General features: G+C 72.4%; 16 protein-coding genes. 1 reads left to right on the forward strand and 15 read right to left on the reverse strand.

Features of this window, described 5'->3' with window-relative positions; genetic code table 11:
- Positions 1 to 133: 133 nt before the first annotated feature.
- The 11 genes from ACGFYH_RS16675 to ACGFYH_RS16725 form a co-directional block, all read right to left on the reverse strand.
- On the reverse strand, positions 134 to 493 hold the full coding sequence (locus ACGFYH_RS16675) for an MmcQ/YjbR family DNA-binding protein (protein ID WP_393803843.1): 360 nt from the start codon (positions 491 to 493) through the stop codon (positions 134 to 136).
- A 10-nt stretch (positions 494 to 503) separates the two neighbouring features.
- Positions 504 to 1,061 (reverse strand): helix-turn-helix domain-containing protein, encoded by a 558-nt coding sequence (locus ACGFYH_RS16680; RefSeq protein WP_393803844.1) that lies wholly within the window; start codon positions 1,059 to 1,061, stop codon positions 504 to 506.
- Positions 1,062 to 1,137: 76 nt separating this feature from the next.
- Positions 1,138 to 2,040 carry a LysR family transcriptional regulator gene (locus ACGFYH_RS16685; RefSeq protein WP_393803845.1) on the reverse strand — a complete coding sequence of 301 codons (903 nt, stop codon included), beginning with the start codon at positions 2,038 to 2,040 and terminating at the stop codon, positions 1,138 to 1,140.
- A gap of 29 nt (positions 2,041 to 2,069) precedes the next feature.
- Positions 2,070 to 3,263, reverse strand: a complete 1,194-nt coding sequence (locus ACGFYH_RS16690) for a glycine C-acetyltransferase (RefSeq protein WP_393803846.1) — start codon at positions 3,261 to 3,263, stop codon at positions 2,070 to 2,072.
- 30 nt (positions 3,264 to 3,293) lie between these two features.
- Positions 3,294 to 4,322, reverse strand: coding sequence for an L-threonine 3-dehydrogenase (gene tdh, locus ACGFYH_RS16695; RefSeq protein WP_393803847.1), 1,029 nt, complete (start codon positions 4,320 to 4,322; stop codon positions 3,294 to 3,296).
- Between the two features lie 191 nt (positions 4,323 to 4,513).
- Positions 4,514 to 5,089: a GAF domain-containing protein gene (locus ACGFYH_RS16700; protein ID WP_393803848.1), complete on the reverse strand. Its 576-nt coding sequence runs from the start codon at positions 5,087 to 5,089 to the stop codon at positions 4,514 to 4,516.
- Entirely contained in the window at positions 5,086 to 5,715 is a 630-nt protein-coding gene (locus tag ACGFYH_RS16705) for an ATP/GTP-binding protein (RefSeq protein WP_393803849.1), read from the reverse strand. Before ACGFYH_RS16705 ends, ACGFYH_RS16700 begins: the two co-directional genes overlap by 4 nt.
- Entirely contained in the window at positions 5,693 to 6,067 is a 375-nt protein-coding gene (locus tag ACGFYH_RS16710) for a DUF742 domain-containing protein (protein WP_393803909.1), read from the reverse strand. The genes ACGFYH_RS16705 and ACGFYH_RS16710 overlap by 23 nt, the downstream gene beginning before the upstream one ends.
- 2 nt (positions 6,068 to 6,069) lie before the next feature.
- Positions 6,070 to 6,504 carry a roadblock/LC7 domain-containing protein gene (locus ACGFYH_RS16715; protein WP_393803850.1) on the reverse strand — a complete coding sequence of 145 codons (435 nt, stop codon included), beginning with the start codon at positions 6,502 to 6,504 and terminating at the stop codon, positions 6,070 to 6,072.
- Positions 6,505 to 6,584: 80 nt separating this feature from the next.
- Positions 6,585 to 8,426, reverse strand: coding sequence for a sensor histidine kinase (locus ACGFYH_RS16720; protein ID WP_393803851.1), 1,842 nt, complete (start codon positions 8,424 to 8,426; stop codon positions 6,585 to 6,587).
- Between the two features lie 907 nt (positions 8,427 to 9,333).
- Entirely contained in the window at positions 9,334 to 10,992 is a 1,659-nt protein-coding gene (locus ACGFYH_RS16725; RefSeq protein WP_393803852.1) for an ISAzo13 family transposase, read from the reverse strand.
- Between the two features lie 234 nt (positions 10,993 to 11,226).
- Between ACGFYH_RS16725 and ACGFYH_RS16730 the strand changes: the two genes are divergently transcribed.
- A complete protein-coding gene (locus tag ACGFYH_RS16730; protein ID WP_393803853.1) occupies positions 11,227 to 11,916 on the forward strand; it encodes a Crp/Fnr family transcriptional regulator in 690 nt (229 codons plus the stop codon).
- On the opposite strand, the gene ACGFYH_RS16735 is transcribed toward ACGFYH_RS16730, so the two are convergent.
- The 4 genes from ACGFYH_RS16735 to ACGFYH_RS16750 form a co-directional block, all read right to left on the reverse strand.
- Positions 11,880 to 13,181, reverse strand: a complete 1,302-nt coding sequence (locus ACGFYH_RS16735; RefSeq protein WP_393803854.1) for a MalY/PatB family protein — start codon at positions 13,179 to 13,181, stop codon at positions 11,880 to 11,882. The genes ACGFYH_RS16730 and ACGFYH_RS16735 overlap by 37 nt on opposite strands.
- Positions 13,182 to 13,254: 73 nt before the next feature.
- On the reverse strand, positions 13,255 to 14,496 hold the full coding sequence (locus ACGFYH_RS16740; protein ID WP_393803855.1) for a cytochrome P450: 1,242 nt from the start codon (positions 14,494 to 14,496) through the stop codon (positions 13,255 to 13,257).
- A gap of 118 nt (positions 14,497 to 14,614) precedes the next feature.
- Positions 14,615 to 15,916 (reverse strand): beta-ketoacyl synthase N-terminal-like domain-containing protein, encoded by a 1,302-nt coding sequence (locus tag ACGFYH_RS16745; protein ID WP_393803856.1) that lies wholly within the window; start codon positions 15,914 to 15,916, stop codon positions 14,615 to 14,617.
- Positions 15,913 to 16,188: a phosphopantetheine-binding protein gene (locus ACGFYH_RS16750; RefSeq protein WP_393803857.1), complete on the reverse strand. Its 276-nt coding sequence runs from the start codon at positions 16,186 to 16,188 to the stop codon at positions 15,913 to 15,915. The genes ACGFYH_RS16745 and ACGFYH_RS16750 overlap by 4 nt, the downstream gene beginning before the upstream one ends.
- Positions 16,189 to 16,203: the final 15 nt, after the last annotated feature.

Genomic DNA, 16,203 nt, shown 5'->3' on the forward strand with positions numbered 1-16,203 from the left:
GTATGTCCCCGCTCACCGCTCTCGCGCCGCTCGCGTCGCACGTCCGACAGCCGGAGCCCCCCTCCGGCCCCGGCTGCCAGGCACGTCTTCGGATCATGCCACGGGGCACCGACAGTGCCCGAGCGGTCTTCGGTCAGCTTCCGGCAGGCAGCCCGAGCCGGGGATACGCGTCGAGCAGCCGGGGCGGGGCCGCCTGGCGCCAGGAGTCGGCGAGGATGTCGCGCAACTCGTCCTCCCCCTCCAGGGCGGCGAGCCGGGCCCGCACCCAGGCGAACTGGGCCTCGTGTCCGGCGATCCAGAACTTCTCCGGCTCGGCCAGCACCAGTTCGTCCCGTTCCTCCTTCGGACAGCGCACCGCGAGGGAGGTCTCCTCCTCGGGCAGCGTCGCGAACATCTTGCCCGCGACCCGGAAGGTGGGCATGCTCCAGGCGGTCTTCTCCGTCGTGTCCGGCAGGGACAGGGCGATACGGCGTACGTCTTCTGCGTCCGGCATGACAGGCACGCTAGCCGCCGCCACTGACATTGATACTCGTAGCGGGTTCCGGTGGTCGTGGCTCTGCCACTGACATTGATACTCGTAGCGGGTTCCGGTGGTCGTGGCTCTGCCACTGACTGACAGTCACCCGGTGCCGGCGGACGCGTCCACCCGCGTGCCGACCCGCTTGAAGCACGGCGTCGTCGGCCGCAGTCCCCCGGCCGGGTCGGCGGCGTAGTCGGGGATCGTTCCGGCCCGGGTCCATGCCGCGGACCGGTAGAGGTGCTCCGCGGGGCTGCCGGTCCCGGTGTCCGGATGGAGGCGGGTGACGGCCCTCCCACACGGGCTGCTCGGCGGCCCGCACCAGCAGCACGGGTTCCGCCTCGACCTCGCTGAGCAGCCGGGACATGGTCCGTCCGTATACCGCGCACAGGCGGTTCAGCACGGCGATGGTGGGACTGGTCTCCGCCCGCTCGGCCCTCGACGGCGTGGACCGGCTCACCCCGCTGCGTTCCGCCGGCTCCCCCAGCGACCAGCCGCGTCCGGCCCGAGGCTCGGCCGGCCGGGCGGCGAGCCGGGCGTCCACCGGACCCGTGGCTCCGTCGTCTTGTCTCGTGTCCGGGACGTTGGCCCGGAGATGAGACGCCCCTGTTACCGAAGCCTCACGCGCGGGCCGCCTCGCCGAGCGCGTCCAGTACCGGGCGGATCAGCGGGTGTTCCTCGGCGCCCCGGCGGACGGCCGCGAAGACGCGCCGGGTGGGCGCGATCCCGTCGACCGGGCGGACGACCACTCCGGTGAGGTCGGTGCCGTGCAGCGCCGAGCGCGGGACGAGGGCCACGCCCGCGTCGGCCGCGGCGAGGGACACCACCGCGCGGAAGTCGTCCGAGGAGTGCTCGAGACGGGGCTGGAACCCGGCGCTCTCGCAGGCCAGCACGACCACGTCGTGGCACGGGTTGCCCGGGTAGGGACCGATCCAGGGGTCCTTGGCCAGCTCCGCGAGCGGCACCTCCTCGCTGTCGGCGAGGCGGTGGGCGACCGGGACGACCGCGTCGAAGGGCTCGGCGTACAGGGAGACGTGCGTCAGGCGCGGGTCGTCGGCGGACGGCGCCCCGCGGTACTCCACGGCGACGGCCACGTCGACCTGCCGGTCCAGCACCATCGGCAGGCTGGCGTCGCCCTCGGCGTCCTGGACCCGGAGGCGGATACCGGGCGCCGAGGCGGCGAGGCGGGCCAGGGCGGGCGCGACGACCAGGGCGATGCCGGTCGCGAAGGAGGCGACCGTGACCGTGCCCGCCTCGCCCGAGTCGTATGCGGCCAGCTCGGCCTCCGCCCGCTCCAGCTGGGCGAGGACGGCGTTGGTGTGGCTGAGCAGGATCTCGCCGGCCGGGGTCAGCCGTACGCCCTTGGCCCCGCGCTCCACCAGGCGGTGGCCGGTCTCCTGCTCCAGGGCGGCCAGCTGCTGGGAGACCGCCGACGGGGTGAGATACAGCGCGGCGGCAGCCGCCGTCACGGTGCGGTGGTCCGCCACCGCTCGGAGGATGTGCAGCCGCCGCGCCTCGATCATGGGACCGATTCTCTCAGGTCACCGGCGGTTCAGGCGTCGAGCTGCTCCCGGGCCCAGACGAAGGCGTCCACCGCGCGGTTCACGTCGTCCGTGGAGTGGGCGGCGGACAGCTGGACGCGGATGCGGGCCCTGTCCTGCGGGACGACCGGGTAGGAGAACCCGATCACGTACACGCCGCGCTCCAGCAGCAGCTCCGCCATGCGGGCCGCCTTCGACGCGTCGCCGATCATGACGGGCGCGATGGCGTGGTCGCCGGGGAGGATGTCGAAGCCCTCCTCGGTCATCCGGCGGCGGAACAGGGCGGTGTTCTCCGCGAGCCGTACGCGCAGGCCGTCGGCCGACTCGAGCAGGTCGAGCACCTTGAGGGAGGCGGCGGCGATCACCGGGGCCAGCGTGTTGGAGAAGAGGTACGGCCTCGACCGCTGGCGCAGCAGGGCGACGATCTCGGCGCGGGCGGCGACGTAGCCGCCGGAGGCGCCGCCCAGCGCCTTGCCGAGGGTGCCGGTGATGATGTCGACGCGGTCCATGACGCCGTGCAGTTCGGGGGTGCCGCGACCACCGGGGCCGACGAAGCCGACGGCGTGCGAGTCGTCGACCATGACCATGGCGTCGTAGCGCTCGGCGAGGTCGCAGATCTCGTCGAGCGGGGCGACGTAGCCGTCCATGGAGAAGACGCCGTCGGTGACGATCAGCTTGCGGCGGGCGTCACCGGCGGCCTTGAGCTGCGCCTCCAGGTCGGCCGTGTCGCGGTTGGCGTAGCGGAAGCGGCGGGCCTTGCTGAGGCGGATGCCGTCGATGATCGAGGCGTGGTTCAGGGCGTCGGAGATCACCGCGTCCTCGGGGCCGAGAAGGGTCTCGAAGACGCCGCCGTTGGCGTCGAAGCAGGAGGAGTAGAGGATCGTGTCCTCCTGGCCGAGGAACGCGGAGAGCCGGGCCTCCAGTTCCTTGTGCACCTCCTGGGTGCCGCAGATGAAGCGCACGGACGCCATGCCGTAGCCCCAGCGGTCCAGCGCCTCGTGGGCGGCGGCGACGACGTCGGGGTGGTCGGCGAGGCCGAGGTAGTTGTTGGCGCAGAAGTTGAGGACCTCGCCGGGGCGGCCGCCCGCGGTGACGTCGACGGTCGCGGACTGCGGGCTGCCGATCACGCGCTCGGGCTTGTGCAGTCCGGCGGCGCGGATCTCGTCGAGGGTGGCGCGCAGGTCGTCGCGCACGGAGTCGAACATCTCAGAAGCTCCTAGGGAGTACGTACGTCTTCACGCGGTCCAGTCGAGGATGACCTTGCCGCCCCCGCCGCTCGCCGCGTCGGCGAACGCGGCTTCGAAGTCGCGGTGGGAGTACCGGCCGGTGATGACCGGGGCGAGGTCGAGGCCGCCTTCGAGCAGCACCGACATGGCGTACCAGGTCTCGAACATCTCGCGGCCGTAGATGCCCTTGACGGTGATCATCGAGGTGACGACCCGGGCCCAGTCGACCGGGAACTCCTCGGCGGGCAGGCCGAGCATGGCGATCCGGCCGCCGTGCGTCATGTTGGCGATCATGTCGCGCATGGCCTCGGGGCGGCCGGACATCTCCAGGCCGATGTCGAAGCCCTCGCGCAGACCCAGCTCGCGCTGTCCGTCGGCGATGGTCGCGTTCGAGACGTTCAGGGCGAGGCTGACGCCGACCTTGAGGGCGAGTTCCAGCCGCTCCTCGCTCACGTCGGTGATCACGACGTTGCGGGCGCCCGCGTGCCGGGCCACGGCGGCGGCCATCAGGCCGATCGGTCCGGCGCCGGTGATGAGGACGTCCTCGCCGACCAGCGGGAAGGACAGGGCGGTGTGCACGGCGTTGCCGAACGGGTCGAAGATCGCGGCGATGTCCAGGTCGACGGGGACCCGGTGCACCCACACGTTGGTGGCGGGCAGGGCGACGTACTCGGCGAACGCCCCGTCCCGGCCGACGCCGAGCCCGACGGTGGCGCGGCACAGGTGGCGCCGCCCGGCCAGGCAGTTGCGGCACCTGCCGCAGACCAGGTGCCCTTCGCCGCTGACCCGGTCGCCGGCCTTGACGTCGGTGACGTCCCGCCCGGTGTCGACGACCTCGCCGACGAACTCGTGCCCGACGACGAGCGGAGTGCGGATGGCCTGCTGGGCCCAGCCGTCCCAGGCCCGGATGTGCAGGTCGGTGCCGCAGATGCCGGTACGCAGCACCTTGATGAGCACGTCTCCGGGCCCGACGACGGGCTCGGGCACGTCCGCGAGCCACAGCCCGGGCTCCGCCTTCTCCTTGACCAGCGCCTTCAACGCAACGGCTCCTGACGGGGTGAGGTCCCGGCGGTGGGCATGCCGAAGCGGCCCGCGTCCGGGGAGGGGAGGGGAATCGCACAGCAATCTGCCGTACGACACCGCCCCGGGTCCATCGAGCCTTTCTTAACCCCGGTCGCAGCTTTCCTTCACGCCGCCCGCGATGGCGGCCGCGGCGGCCGGCCGGCGGCTCACAGGGGCAGCCCGTCCTCAGCGCTGCGCTCGATGCGCCGGACGAGGTCGGCCGCGGTCGACTTGATCGTCGCCAGTCCCGCCGTCCCCCACGTCCGGGGCCGTACGTCGGCGGCGGACACGGTGCCGAGGACCGTCCCCGTGCTGTCGATGAGCGGGGCGCCGAGATAGGAGCGGATGCCGAACTCGTCGACGACGGGGTTGCCCGCGAAGCGCGGATAGTCGCGCACGTCCTCCAGGACCAGCGCCTTGCGCCGGACCACCACATGGGGGCAGAAGCCGTGGTCCCGGGGCTGGACCCGGCCGAACTCGGGGCTGGTCCCGTCGCCCCGGGTCACCGGGGGGACCTCGGGAACCCGCAGGCCCGCGAAGAACTGCCCGCCCTCGACCAGGAAGTTGACCATCGCGTACGGCGCCTCGGCGAGGCCGGAGAGACGCGCGGCGAAGGCGTCCAGGGCGGGATCGGGACGTACCGCCAGACCGAGCCGGCGCAGCCGTCGTACCCGGGCGGGGGCCTCCCGGTCCTCCGGGGTGAGCAGCAGACGTCCGGCCGGGCGCGGCGGGTCGTAGCTCATGGGCGGACTCCGGCGCCGAACCCCGTCGTGGGGGCCGGTGTGTGGGCGATGAGGTGCCTTACGAGGGTGAGCAGCGTCTGTACGCCGGAACTGGAGATCCGGGCGTCGCAGCGCACGATGGGGATCTCGGGGTGGAGGTCCATGGCCGCGCGCACCTCCTCTGGGTCGTAGCGGTGGGCGCCGTCGAACTCGTTGATCGCGACGATGAAGCCGAGTCCGCGCTCCTCGAAGAAGTCGACGGCGGCGAAGGACTCCTCCAGGCGGCGGGTGTCCGCGATGATCACGGCCCCGAGCGCGCCCTCGCACAGCTCGTCCCACATGAACCAGAAGCGTTCCTGGCCCGGTGTTCCGAACAGGTACAGGACGTGTTCGGGGTCGAGGGTGATACGGCCGAAGTCCATGGCCACGGTCGTTTCGAGCTTGTTCTCGATTCCTTCGAGGTTGTCGGTCGCCGCACTGACGGTGGTGAGCAGTTCCTCCGTGCTCAGCGGCGCGATCTCGCTGACGGCGCCGACGAAGGTCGTCTTGCCGACGCCGAAGCCGCCCGCCACGAGGATCTTCAGGGCGGTGGGGAACGGGTCGGCGCCTTCGCCGTGTGCGTGGTCAGAGCTGTCGTCGTAGTCCATCGAGCACTGCCTCCAGAAGGGCCCGGTCCGTGGGGTCGTGGTGGAACGCGGCGGGGGGTTTGGTGGTCAGCGCACCGCAGTCGACGAGATCCGAGAGCAGCACCTTGGTGACCGCAACCGGAAGCCGCAGATGGGCGGCGAGCTCGGCGACCGGGAGGGGCGCCCGGCACAGGTCGAGTGCCTGCGCGTGTTCGGGTCCGAGGTAGCCGAGGGGGGTCGCCCCGGTGGCCATGACCTGGGACATCAGGTCGAGCGCGACGGTGGGCCGGGTACGGCCGTTGCTGACGGTGAAGGGGCGCACCAGCCGTCCGGCGGCTTCGTCGAGCCAGGGCCCGTCGCCGGCCGCGGTCACCGTCAAGGCCTCATCGCCGGGGGTTCGACGGCGTGCTGCCGGGGGGCGGTGACCAGATAGGGGCGGACGCTCTTGACCAGCATCGCCATCTCGTAGCCGAGTACGGCGGCGTCGGCCTCGCGGCCGGCCAGCACGGCGAGGCAGGTGCCTGAGCCGGCGGTGGTGACGAAGAGCAGGGTCGAGTCGAGTTCGACGACGACCTGCCGCACGTTCCCGCCGTCGCCGAAGCGGACGCCGGCGCTGCGGCCGAGGGAGTACAGGCCGGAGGCGAGGGCAGCCATGTGGTCGGCGCTGTCGGCGTCGAGGCCGTGAACGGACTTCACCAGTCCGTCGGCGGACAGGAGTACCGCGCTGCTCGTGTGCGGCACGCGCTGCACGAGGCCGCTCATCAGCCAGTCGAGGTCGGAAACTTGGCCGGTCGGCGCGTCGCTCGCCATGGTGGATCGACTCCTTGGGGTACGAAGGTCTGCGGGAGCGCTGGTCGTGGGGGTGGTCGTGGGGGCGGAGGCGGGGGTGGTCATCCGGCCGGGTCCCGGTGGGCCGGTTCCATGCGAGCCGGTTCCGTGTGCTGCTGGGCCTCCGCGAGGCCGATACCGCGCTGGAAGGCCGCCATCAGGCCGGGGTCGTGACCGGTGTACTGCTCGGGTTCCTGGCGCGGTGCGGGACCACCGCGCAGCTGGGGTGCGATGTGCTCCTGGGCACGGCGGCGCGGCAGCTGGGGTTTGCCCATGGTGCCGCGGACCGCGCTGTGCCGCGGGACGGGCGGGGCGGCCGTGTGTTCGGCGAGGTCGCCCCGGTCGTCGGGCCGCGCACCCGGCACGGCGTCGGCCGGAGTGGGCCGGTTCCGGTGCGTGCCGCGTACGGGCAGCGGCACGGGTTCGCCGTCGCTCCTCCGGTCCCGGTCCGGGACGGGAGCGACCGGAACGGGCGCCGGCGGTGCCGACGTGTGCGCCACCGGGGCCGGAGCCGACGTGTGCGCCACCGGGGCCGGAGCCGGTCCGGCCGGGGCGGGTGCGGCCCGGGCGGGTGCGACCGGGACCGGCGACGGCGCGGGAGCCACGGGCCGCGGCCCCCGCCGGGACGGCGGTACGGGCACCGGCTCGGCCCCGGTGACCTCCGCCGGCCGGGCAGCGCCGCCGGGCAGGACACCGGGCTCCGAGCCCAACAGGGCCTGCGGTACGACCAGTACGGCCTGGACACCGCCGTAGATGTTGGTCTGCAGCCGGACGGTGATCCCGTGCCGCTTGGCGAGCTGGGAGACGACGAACAGCCCGATGCGGCCGTCGGCCAGCAGACGGGCGACGTTGACCTGGTCGGGGTCGGCGAGCAGGGCGTTCATCCGGCTCTGCTCGCCGACGGGCATGCCGAGTCCGCGGTCCTCGACCTCGACGGCGAGGCCCGAGGTGACGAGGTTGGCGCGCATCAGCACCTGGGTCCGCGGGGCGGAGAACAGGGTGGCGTTCTCGACGAGTTCGGCCAGCAGGTGGATGACGTCGGCGACGGCGTGGCCGCGCAGGGTGCCGTCGATCGGTGGGACCAGCCGGACCCGGGAGTACTGCTCGACCTCGGCGATGGCCGAGCGCAGCACCTCGGTCATGTCGACCGGGTTGCTCCACTGGCGGCGGGAGACCGCGCCGCCGAGCACGGCGAGGTTCTCGGCGTGGCGGCGGATGCGGGTGGCGAGGTGGTCGACGTGGAAGAGGCCCTTGAGGAGGTCGGGGTCCTCGATCTCGTTCTCCAGCTCGTCCAGGATGGTGATCTCGCGGTGCACCAGCGACTGGAGGCGCCGGGCGAGGTTGACGAAGACCTCCAGCTTCTGTTCGCTGCCCGCCTGGCTGGAGAGCTGGGCGGCGTGGACGACGGCGGTGACGGCGCCGTCGTGCGCGCGGGAGAGGTCGGCGGCGAGCAGTTCGAAGTCGTCGGCGTCGTCCGGCGGTCCGCCGCGCGGTGTGCGCCGGGGCGGGGTCTCGCCGCGGCGCAGCGCCTCGACCACGGCACGCAGATCGCCCTCCCCGCGCGCGGTGCTGCGGCGCAGCGCGCCGACGCGGTCGTGCACGGACCGCGCGGCGCGGTCGGCGGCGACGGCGGCGATGACGACGGCCGCCACGGTCACCGACACCGCCCCGGCGAGTACACCCCACAGGACGACGCCGGGCCGGGCGCCGGTGGACCGGACGGTGCACAGGACGACCGCGCAGGCGCTGAGGGCGACGGCGACCGGCGGCAGCACGGCGAGCCGCAGGAGTTGGGGCCGTATGTGGGTCTCGGGCAGCGCGGTGCGGGTGCGCGGGGCCGGCCGGCCGTGCCGTCCGCCCTCGCGGCGGTCTGCTCGCGCGGCCGGGGCGCGGAGGTGAGACATCGGTGTCCTCGTGCTGGTCCGTGTACTGGTCCGTCGGCCCTACGTCGCCCGACGGACACTGACAGTAGTCGCCTGCTCCTCATGTGCGGTGGGCAGTTGCCAAAGTCCCTCGGACAACGTCCCGCTCTGGTATGAGGCCTCGTACGACAGACCGATAAGCACGCGAAACACCCGCCCTGGATGGCCCCGGAAGCGTGCCTGAAGGGCCGGGACCGGTCCGACTCGATCAGAATCGATCACCGTCGGTAATCGAACTCCGAGTCGGCATCGTGGCCCTTCCCCGGCCGACCCCCTAGACCGGCCCAAGGTCCTGCCTGTCGCGGCCGGCCGGGACGGCGATCCCGGGCGCCGGGCGTGCGCGGTCCGGCACCTGTCCCGGAGCCCGCCACCGCCGGGCGGGGGCAGCTCTCCGGCGGGCGGGAAGGGCTGGCCGGGGACGGGGAGGGCGACGGCTGACCGACCGTGCCGCCCGCGGCCGACGCCCACTCCCCCGGCTCGTCCCACGTGTGCGGCGCCCGGTCGAAGGGCCGGATCGGCAGCGGGGCGCCGCCCGGCCGGCCCCCCTGGAGGTCGAGGTGGGCATGGACGCCCTACTGAGGAGTCATGTGGAGTTCGGCTGGAAGTAGCTCTTGACTCCCTCGGCCCACAGCGACTCGACGGCAACCCCTCTGTCGGCCGACGGCCGGCCCGATCGTGGCGGCGCCGCCCCGGGCCCCGCAGGCCTGTCCCCGCGGAGTGGCTTCGGACCGGCCGGCAGTCGTCGTCGCCGGTGCGGAGCCGGTGCGGCATGGGGGCGCCGTTGACCTGCTGAGCCACCCACCGCAGCGGTCGGGGGACGAAGCCCGCGCCTTCGTCGGAGGGGTTGCGTCGGACCGCCTAGACCGCAGGAGGCCGCCGAAAAATAACTTCAGGGCTGGGGGGACGCCTTGTCCCCGAGGGCGGCGAGGTCGGCGAGGTCGGTGGCGGTGAGGGCTGTGACGGGTGCCGGGCGGGCGGGCCGGTCCAGGGCCTCGAGGACGCAGGTGATCTCGCGGACGGCGGTGCCGACCGCCTCCGGCGGGGACTTGAGGAGTGCGCCGAGGTGTCCGAGCCCGGTCTTCCAGCGGTTGCGGAGGATGGTGACCAGGAGGCGGTCCGAGAGGGAGAGCGGGCCTTGGTGGAGGACGCGCCGTTGGGCTCGCTCGTGGTGACAGCCGGGGGACGGGTGGTCGAGAAGGTACCGCTCGACAGCTCCCAGCAGTTCGCCGAACTCGGTGGTCCGCATCCCGGTGAGGGCGGGGTGACGCAGCCAGGCGGGTGCCCGGTCGGCGGGTTGAGCACGATCGTCCTGGGCCGGGGTCGAGAGGGGGGCCGGCGGCTTCGGCCCGAGGCTGTAGTTCCAGGCGCTGTGCCAGTCGTGGGGGGTGAACGGCGGCGTGGCGACGGCCTCGTCCGCGATGTTGGCCCCGGTGGCGTACTGGCCGGGGCCGAACTCGGCGTGGACGGTCGCGCCCGTGCCGGTGCCGGCCCCGCCGATCGTGTTGACGACGACTTCGTGGCTGGTCAGCGGGCGTCCCCGCCAGTTCGTGCTGATGCGTGAGAGAAGCCGGCGCTCACTCCTTCTCCATTTCGAGGTACCCGGCGGGAAGTGGCACACCGTCACGTCCAGGCCGGCGGAGAGGACGAAATCCGCGAGTCCCTTCTTCCATGCCCTCATCCTGCAGCCGTTCGAGCCGCCGGCGTCCGCGGCGATCAGCAGACGCGCCGCGTGCGGGTAGCGGCGTCGGCCCTCGGCCTCCCACCAACGTCGGAGAGCGGCCACCGCGAACGCCACCGTGTCACCGTCACAGCCGACCGGCACCCGGCCGGTGCCCTCGGACAGGTCGTGGGCCCCGTGCGGGTCCACCACCCCCGGTGCGTTCCGCTCCGGGCACGGGCGGGCCCGCACCCTCACCGGCTGCTCACCGCCGCGGTGCCACTCCCGTCCGGCGACCGCGCAGCCGCCTGGCGCCTCTTCCTTCCTCCTGGTGTCCACGCTGATGACCGGTTGTCCGGCGCCGGTGAACTCCCGGACCTGGCTGTTGATGTGGCGGAACTGGGCGTCCCTGTCCGGGGGGCGGGCTCCCCCGGTCGTGCGGCCGGTGCGCTGCAAGGAGAAACCTTCCTCCTTCAACAACGCGGCAACCGTGTCAGAACCGACCCGGAGCCCTTGAGTGGTCAGGGCCTCGGCCAGCTTCCGGGTCGACTTCGTCGTCCACAGCAGCGGCGACTCCGGATCACTCCGCGACTCGGGTTCCACCAGTGCCAGCAGGGCCGGCACCAGACCGGGATGCTTGTCCCGCAGCCGCTTGCGCCCCCCGCCCTCACGCCTCACCCGGCCCGAAGGTCCCGGGTCGCCGACGAGTTCCGCCATGCCGCGCGAGACCGTCTCCCGCGACACCCCGGCAGCGCGAGCCACCAGCCGGATTCCTCCGTACCCCAGTGCCCGTGCGTCCGCTCCCAGAGCCAGCCGCCGCTGCCGCTCGTCCAGATGCGGCAACAAACGAGCGAACTTCTCCGCCAGAACCGCCTCGATCCCCTCGGTCACAACACCACTCTACGATCCCGTCGGCCCTTCCAGAACCTGAAGTTATTTTTCGGCGCCGACCTGGCGGAGCGATGTAGAGCAAAGCGTCTCACCCGGTTACGGTCATTTGCAGCCAACCTGGCCCGTAGTACTACCGTTACCTGAGGGAGATGCTTTAGATTCGGCGCAGCTATTCGATCTGCGTGACAGTTTCATCAGCAGCTTTGGCGATCAGATACGGTCACCGGGAGCGGAATGGAACCCTTCTGCAACACAGAGCGAAGCCTGGCAGCCGCGCTTCAGGAAGCAGCCAGAAGAGGCACCATCAGGGGGACAAGGTTTCATGTCGGCCGGAGAGAACACGTCTACAATCTTGGCCAGCCCGACGCGCACATCTATCTTATCGAGAGCGGCCAGATCAAAACGCTGACGCACACCCGCGACGGCAAGCAGTGCCTGCTGTCCATACACGGTCCCGGTGACGTGTTCGGAGAGTCGAGCGTACTGGCCGCCAACCGTACCGAGACCGCACAGGCCATGCAGGTCACGACGTTGGTACAGGTGCGCGTGGCTCAGATCATGAACGACTGCGATCCGCTGCTGCGCGAGGCGCTGATCGGCCACATGGCGAACCGGTTGCTGGAGCAGCAGCAGGTGATCGCCAATCTGGTGACGATGGACAGTGAACACCGGCTGGCGGCATTGCTGGTGAACCTCGGGGAAAAGGTCGGAAGACGCAGGGACCAGATCGCTCAGATACGCGATCGGATAACACAGGAAGAGCTGGCGGAAATGGTCGGGACAACACGTTCCCGGGTCGGCTACTTCCTCAAGAGATTCTCGGTGGCCGGCGTGGTGCATCGCACCGAGGAAGCACATCTCTGTATTCACATAGCCGAGCTGACGGACTATCTGGAGAACTCCTCCCTGTCGGCCGGCTTGTAGGACCCGCACACCGGAGCGGGATATCCCGGAACACTCCTCGGCGGCGCCCCGGAGGCGCCGCCCGATTCCGGGGTCTCCTCCCGTATCGCCTTCTCCATCCGGCGAACCATTTCCTCCAGCAGGCGCTGGGACGTGCCGAAGTTGAGCCTGATGAAGCCCTCGCTCCCGTACTCCCGTCCGTCACTGACGGCGACCTTGCCGCGGGCGAGGAAGAACTCCGCGAGAGCGTCACTGCCCAGCCGGTCGGCCAGCCGCCGGCCGTCGAGCCACGCCAGATAGCTCGCCTCGGGCGGCACCAGTTCCAGGTCGGGACCGAAGGAGTCGAACAGTTCGACGAGCATCCGCCGGCTGCCGTGCAGGTAGTGGCGTACGGCACGCAGCCAGGGGGTGCCCAGGGTGAAGGCGGCTTCGCTCGCGCTCACCCCGAGGATGCCCACGCCGTCCCGTTCCCTCGGCCGCATCTCCATGAGCCGGTCGTGGTCCCGGTCCCGGCCGGCCACCGCCACCGCGCACTTCAGACCCGACAGGTTCCAGCCCTTGCTCGCCGAGGCCGCCGTCACCGTCGCCACCCGTGCCGCCTCGGGCAGTGAACCGAGCGGCACGTGCCGGTGCCCCGGATGCGTGAGCGGGGCGTGCACCTCGTCGGAGATCACCGCGACCCCGAACTCCGCCGCCAGCGACAGTACTTCGCGCAGTTCGTCGCCGGTCAGGACCCGTCCGGTGGGATTGTGCGGGTTGCACAGGAAGTACGCGGCGGCACCAGCTCGGAAGGCCCGCGCCAGCCCCTCCAGATCGAGCCGCCAGCGGCCCCCGCGCAGCCGCATCGGCTGGGGGACGACCTGGCGACCGGCCACGGTGATGGCCTCGAAGTAGGGCGGGTAGGCGGGTACGTCGACGACGATGCCGTCGCCCGGCTCGGTGAACTGCTCCAGCGCCACCTCCATCACACGCATGGTGTCCGGGAAGAGCACCACCTTCCGCGGCTCCACCCACCAGTCGTAACTCGCCCGTGCCCAGGCCGCGAAGGCCCGCTGCACGGGCGCCTCGGTGGTGTAGGCGTAGGCGTAGCCGAGGTCCCCGCCCGCGGTGAGGTGCGCACGGATGGCGTCGAGCACCGGCTCGGCGACGGGGAAGTCCATCTCGGCGATGAACGCCGGGAGGATGTCGGGCGGATAGCGCCGCCACTTCTCGCTGCGCCGCGTGGACAGCGAGACCGCGCGCAACCCGTCGAACAGGTGGACGAGCTCCTGCTGTGCCTCCGACAACGACTCCTCCTCCGTCGGTTGGGCGGGGCCGCGGCCGCGCCGGGCCGCCCGGTGCCGCGGGGCGACGCGGGTCTCACCAGGTGACCGGCAGTTCCCTGACGCCGTGGATACCGAACAGGTGGTGCCAGAACGGCACGTCGGCCGCGGGGACGGCGAGCCTCAGTCCGGGCAGCCGGGTGAACAGCCGGTTCACGGTGACCTGAAGCTCGACCCGGGCCAGGGACTGTCCGGGGCACTGGTGGGGGCCGTGGCCGAAGGCCAGCTGGCCGCGTGCGGCGCGGGTGACGTCGAAGCGGTCGGGGTCGGGGAAGACCTCGGCGTCCCGGTTGGCCGTCGCCAGCTGGCACACGACGCCCTCCCCGGCGCGCACGGTCCGCCCTCCGAGGGTGACGTCCTCGGTGGCGATCCGGTTCATGCCGATCTGCATGGCCGTCTGGTGCCGCAGCAGTTCGTCCACCGCGCCCGGCAGCAGCGCCGGGTCGGCGCGCAGGGCGGCCAGTTGTCCGGGGTTCTCCAGCAGCAGCATGGTGCCGGTGCCGATCATGGTCGCGGTGGTGTGGTGGCCTGCGGCGAGCAGCAGCCAGGCGATGACGGCGACCTCGGCGCGGTCCAGCAGTCCGGGGGCGACCTGTTCGACCAGCAGCCTGCTGATCAGGTCGTCGCCGGGCTGCTTCTCCTTGGCCGCCACCACACCTTCGAGATGGTGGAGGATGTCGTCCTTGGCCCGCAACGTCTCCTCGGGAGTGCTGCGGCCGTTGATGAGGACCCGGGTGCGGGACTCGAACAGCGGGCTGTCCTCGGCCGGCACACCGAGCAGTTCGCACACGACGGTGGACGGCACGGGGTAGGCGAGTGCCTCCATGAGGTCGAGCGGGCCGCCCCGCTCCTCCATCAGATCCAGCCGGCGATCCACGATCTGCTCGATCCGGGACCGCAGCTCCTCGGCCCTGCGGCCGGTGAAGTCCCGGGCGAGCATGCGGCGGTAGCGCAGGTGCTCGGCGCCGTCGAGCCGGGGGAAGGTGCCCTTGAGGACCTGGGGCACGGGCCGGGGGAACATCCGGGGGAAGTCCGGGTGGGAGCTGTCGGCGCTGAAGCGGGGGTCGTCGAGCACGGCCCGTACGTCCCGGTGCCGGGTGACCAGGCGCGCCCGCTGTCCGCTGGGCAGGGTGACCCGGGCGAACGGGTCCTCGGCCTGGAACCGGCGGTATCCGGGGGGCGGGTCGAAGGGGCAGCCCGGTGCCTTCTCCTGCGGGAACGCGGGCGGCTCGTCCTCGGGGTCGCGCAGCGGTCCGGTGGTGTCGGTCGTGTCCGTCATACGAAACCCTTCCCTCGCTGCCACCATGGGGCCGCTCCCGGCGCGGGTTGCGACACTACGTCCCGGCGCCGCCCCGGTTCTGTTCACTTCTGAGCATCGGCGGTCGGGACGGTCCGGCTCAGGCGTCCGGGTGGGCCAGGACGACCGCGGTGTTGATCCCGCCGAATCCGAATCCGTTCGACAGCACGAATCCGCGGGACGGCCGCCGCGTCTGGTCGCGCACGAAGCGCAGGCCGGGGTCGACGGGTTCGCGGAGGCCGGGGACGGGGTGCACGAACCCGGCCCGCAGTTGCAGTACGGCGGCCACTGCCTCGACCACGCCGGCGGCGCTGAGGCAGTGTCCGGACAGGGCCTTGGTCGCGTTGATCCAGGGGCCCTGGCCGCCCGCGCCGAAGACCTCGCGCAGGGCGTCCGCCTCGGTCCGGTCGCCCAGCGGCGACCCGGTGCCGTGGGCGCTGACCCAACCGATGTCCGCCGCGCCCACACCCGCTTGTGCGAGGGCTCCCGACATGGCCCGCACCTCTCCGTCCACCGACGGGTCGGCCAGGTGATTGCCGTCCAGGACGACGGCACCGCCCACGAGCCCGGCCAGGGGCGGCGCGCCGCGCAGCCGGGCGGACGCGGCGGTCTCCAGGACCATGCAGGCCGCCGCCTGACCGGGGTGGAATCCCCGGTGGCCGGTGTCGAACGGCGCCGGGGGGTGCGGGGACGCGCCGTCCGCCGGGGCCATCGCGCCGAGAGTGAGGAAACCGCGGGTCTGGAGCTGCGACAGCCGGGTCATGGCGCCCACGACGAGGCACACGTCGGCGGCCCCGGCGGCGAGCATCCGGGCGCCGTGGACGAGGGCGAGGTTACCGCTCGCCGAGGCACCGCCGACCGTGCAGCCCTCCCCCCGCACGCCCAGGACGCGGCTGAGCGTGGCGACATGATCGGTGTCCTGGTGCTGCAGGGCGTAACGGGCGGGCAGGTAGGCCGGGTTGCGCTCGGCACGGGCCCGGCCGTCCTCGGTGACCCGCTCCGTCAGGTTGTTGCCGGCCACCGTGACGCCGATGCGCTCGGGCGGCGGCGCCGTACGGTCGAGCCCGGCCTCCAGCCATGCCTGGAGCGCGGCGACGACCCCCGTCCGCACCGGCACCGGAGCCCGCAGCGCGGTCCGCCGGGCTGTGCCGAGCAGGGCGTCCGGCAGGCCGGGCAGCGCCTCCAGGGCCCGGTCGGGTACGTCGTCCGCCGCCAGCTCGGCCGTGAACGCGGGCCAGGACACGCCCGGCCGGTCCGCGTCGGCGGGTGGTGACGGTGTGGTGAGGGCGCACCGTCCCGAGCGCAGCGCGACGGTCAGGTCCGCGGGGCCGGCCGCGACGGCGCCGAGCACGCCGAGCCCGGTCACCACCACCGCACGCCCGTCCGTGGCGGGTCCGCTCACAGCTGCTTCCGCATGAGGGCGGCCAGGGTGCCGATGTCCATCCCCTGGTGGAACTCGTGCACGGGCACCGCGATGTCCAGCTCCTCCATGGCCAGGGTGACGATCTCGGCCCGGTCGATGCTGTTGCAGCCCAGTTCGGACAGGGTGCGGTCGGGCGTGAACGAGGCCGGTTCGGCCTCCGGCACGATCTCCTGGGTGATGCGGCGCAACACCGACAGGACCCGCTCCTCCGCGCTGTCCGTGCCGGGGACGCTCTCGGCCGGTCCGTTCACTGGGGGTACCTCCGG

It is taken from the genome of Streptomyces sp. NPDC048392 (assembly GCF_043200575.1).
In the GTDB taxonomy this organism is placed as follows: domain Bacteria; phylum Actinomycetota; class Actinomycetes; order Streptomycetales; family Streptomycetaceae; genus Streptomyces.

Bases quoted from the DNA above. Each gene is read 5' to 3' on its own strand.
- ACGFYH_RS16675 (WP_393803843.1), bottom strand. From the start codon at position 493: ATGCCGGACGCAGAAGACGTACGCCGTATCGCCCTGTCCCTGCCGGAC.
- ACGFYH_RS16685 (WP_393803845.1), bottom strand. From the start codon at position 2,040: ATGATCGAGGCGCGGCGGCTGCACATCCTCCGAGCGGTGGCGGACCAC.
- ACGFYH_RS16690 (WP_393803846.1), bottom strand. From the start codon at position 3,263: ATGTTCGACTCCGTGCGCGACGACCTGCGCGCCACCCTCGACGAGATC.
- ACGFYH_RS16700 (WP_393803848.1), bottom strand. From the start codon at position 5,089: ATGAGCTACGACCCGCCGCGCCCGGCCGGACGTCTGCTGCTCACCCCG.
- ACGFYH_RS16705 (WP_393803849.1), bottom strand. From the start codon at position 5,715: ATGGACTACGACGACAGCTCTGACCACGCACACGGCGAAGGCGCCGAC.
- ACGFYH_RS16715 (WP_393803850.1), bottom strand. From the start codon at position 6,504: ATGGCGAGCGACGCGCCGACCGGCCAAGTTTCCGACCTCGACTGGCTG.
- ACGFYH_RS16720 (WP_393803851.1), bottom strand. From the start codon at position 8,426: ATGTCTCACCTCCGCGCCCCGGCCGCGCGAGCAGACCGCCGCGAGGGC.
- ACGFYH_RS16730 (WP_393803853.1), top strand. From the start codon at position 11,227: ATGGAACCCTTCTGCAACACAGAGCGAAGCCTGGCAGCCGCGCTTCAG.
- ACGFYH_RS16740 (WP_393803855.1), bottom strand. From the start codon at position 14,496: ATGACGGACACGACCGACACCACCGGACCGCTGCGCGACCCCGAGGAC.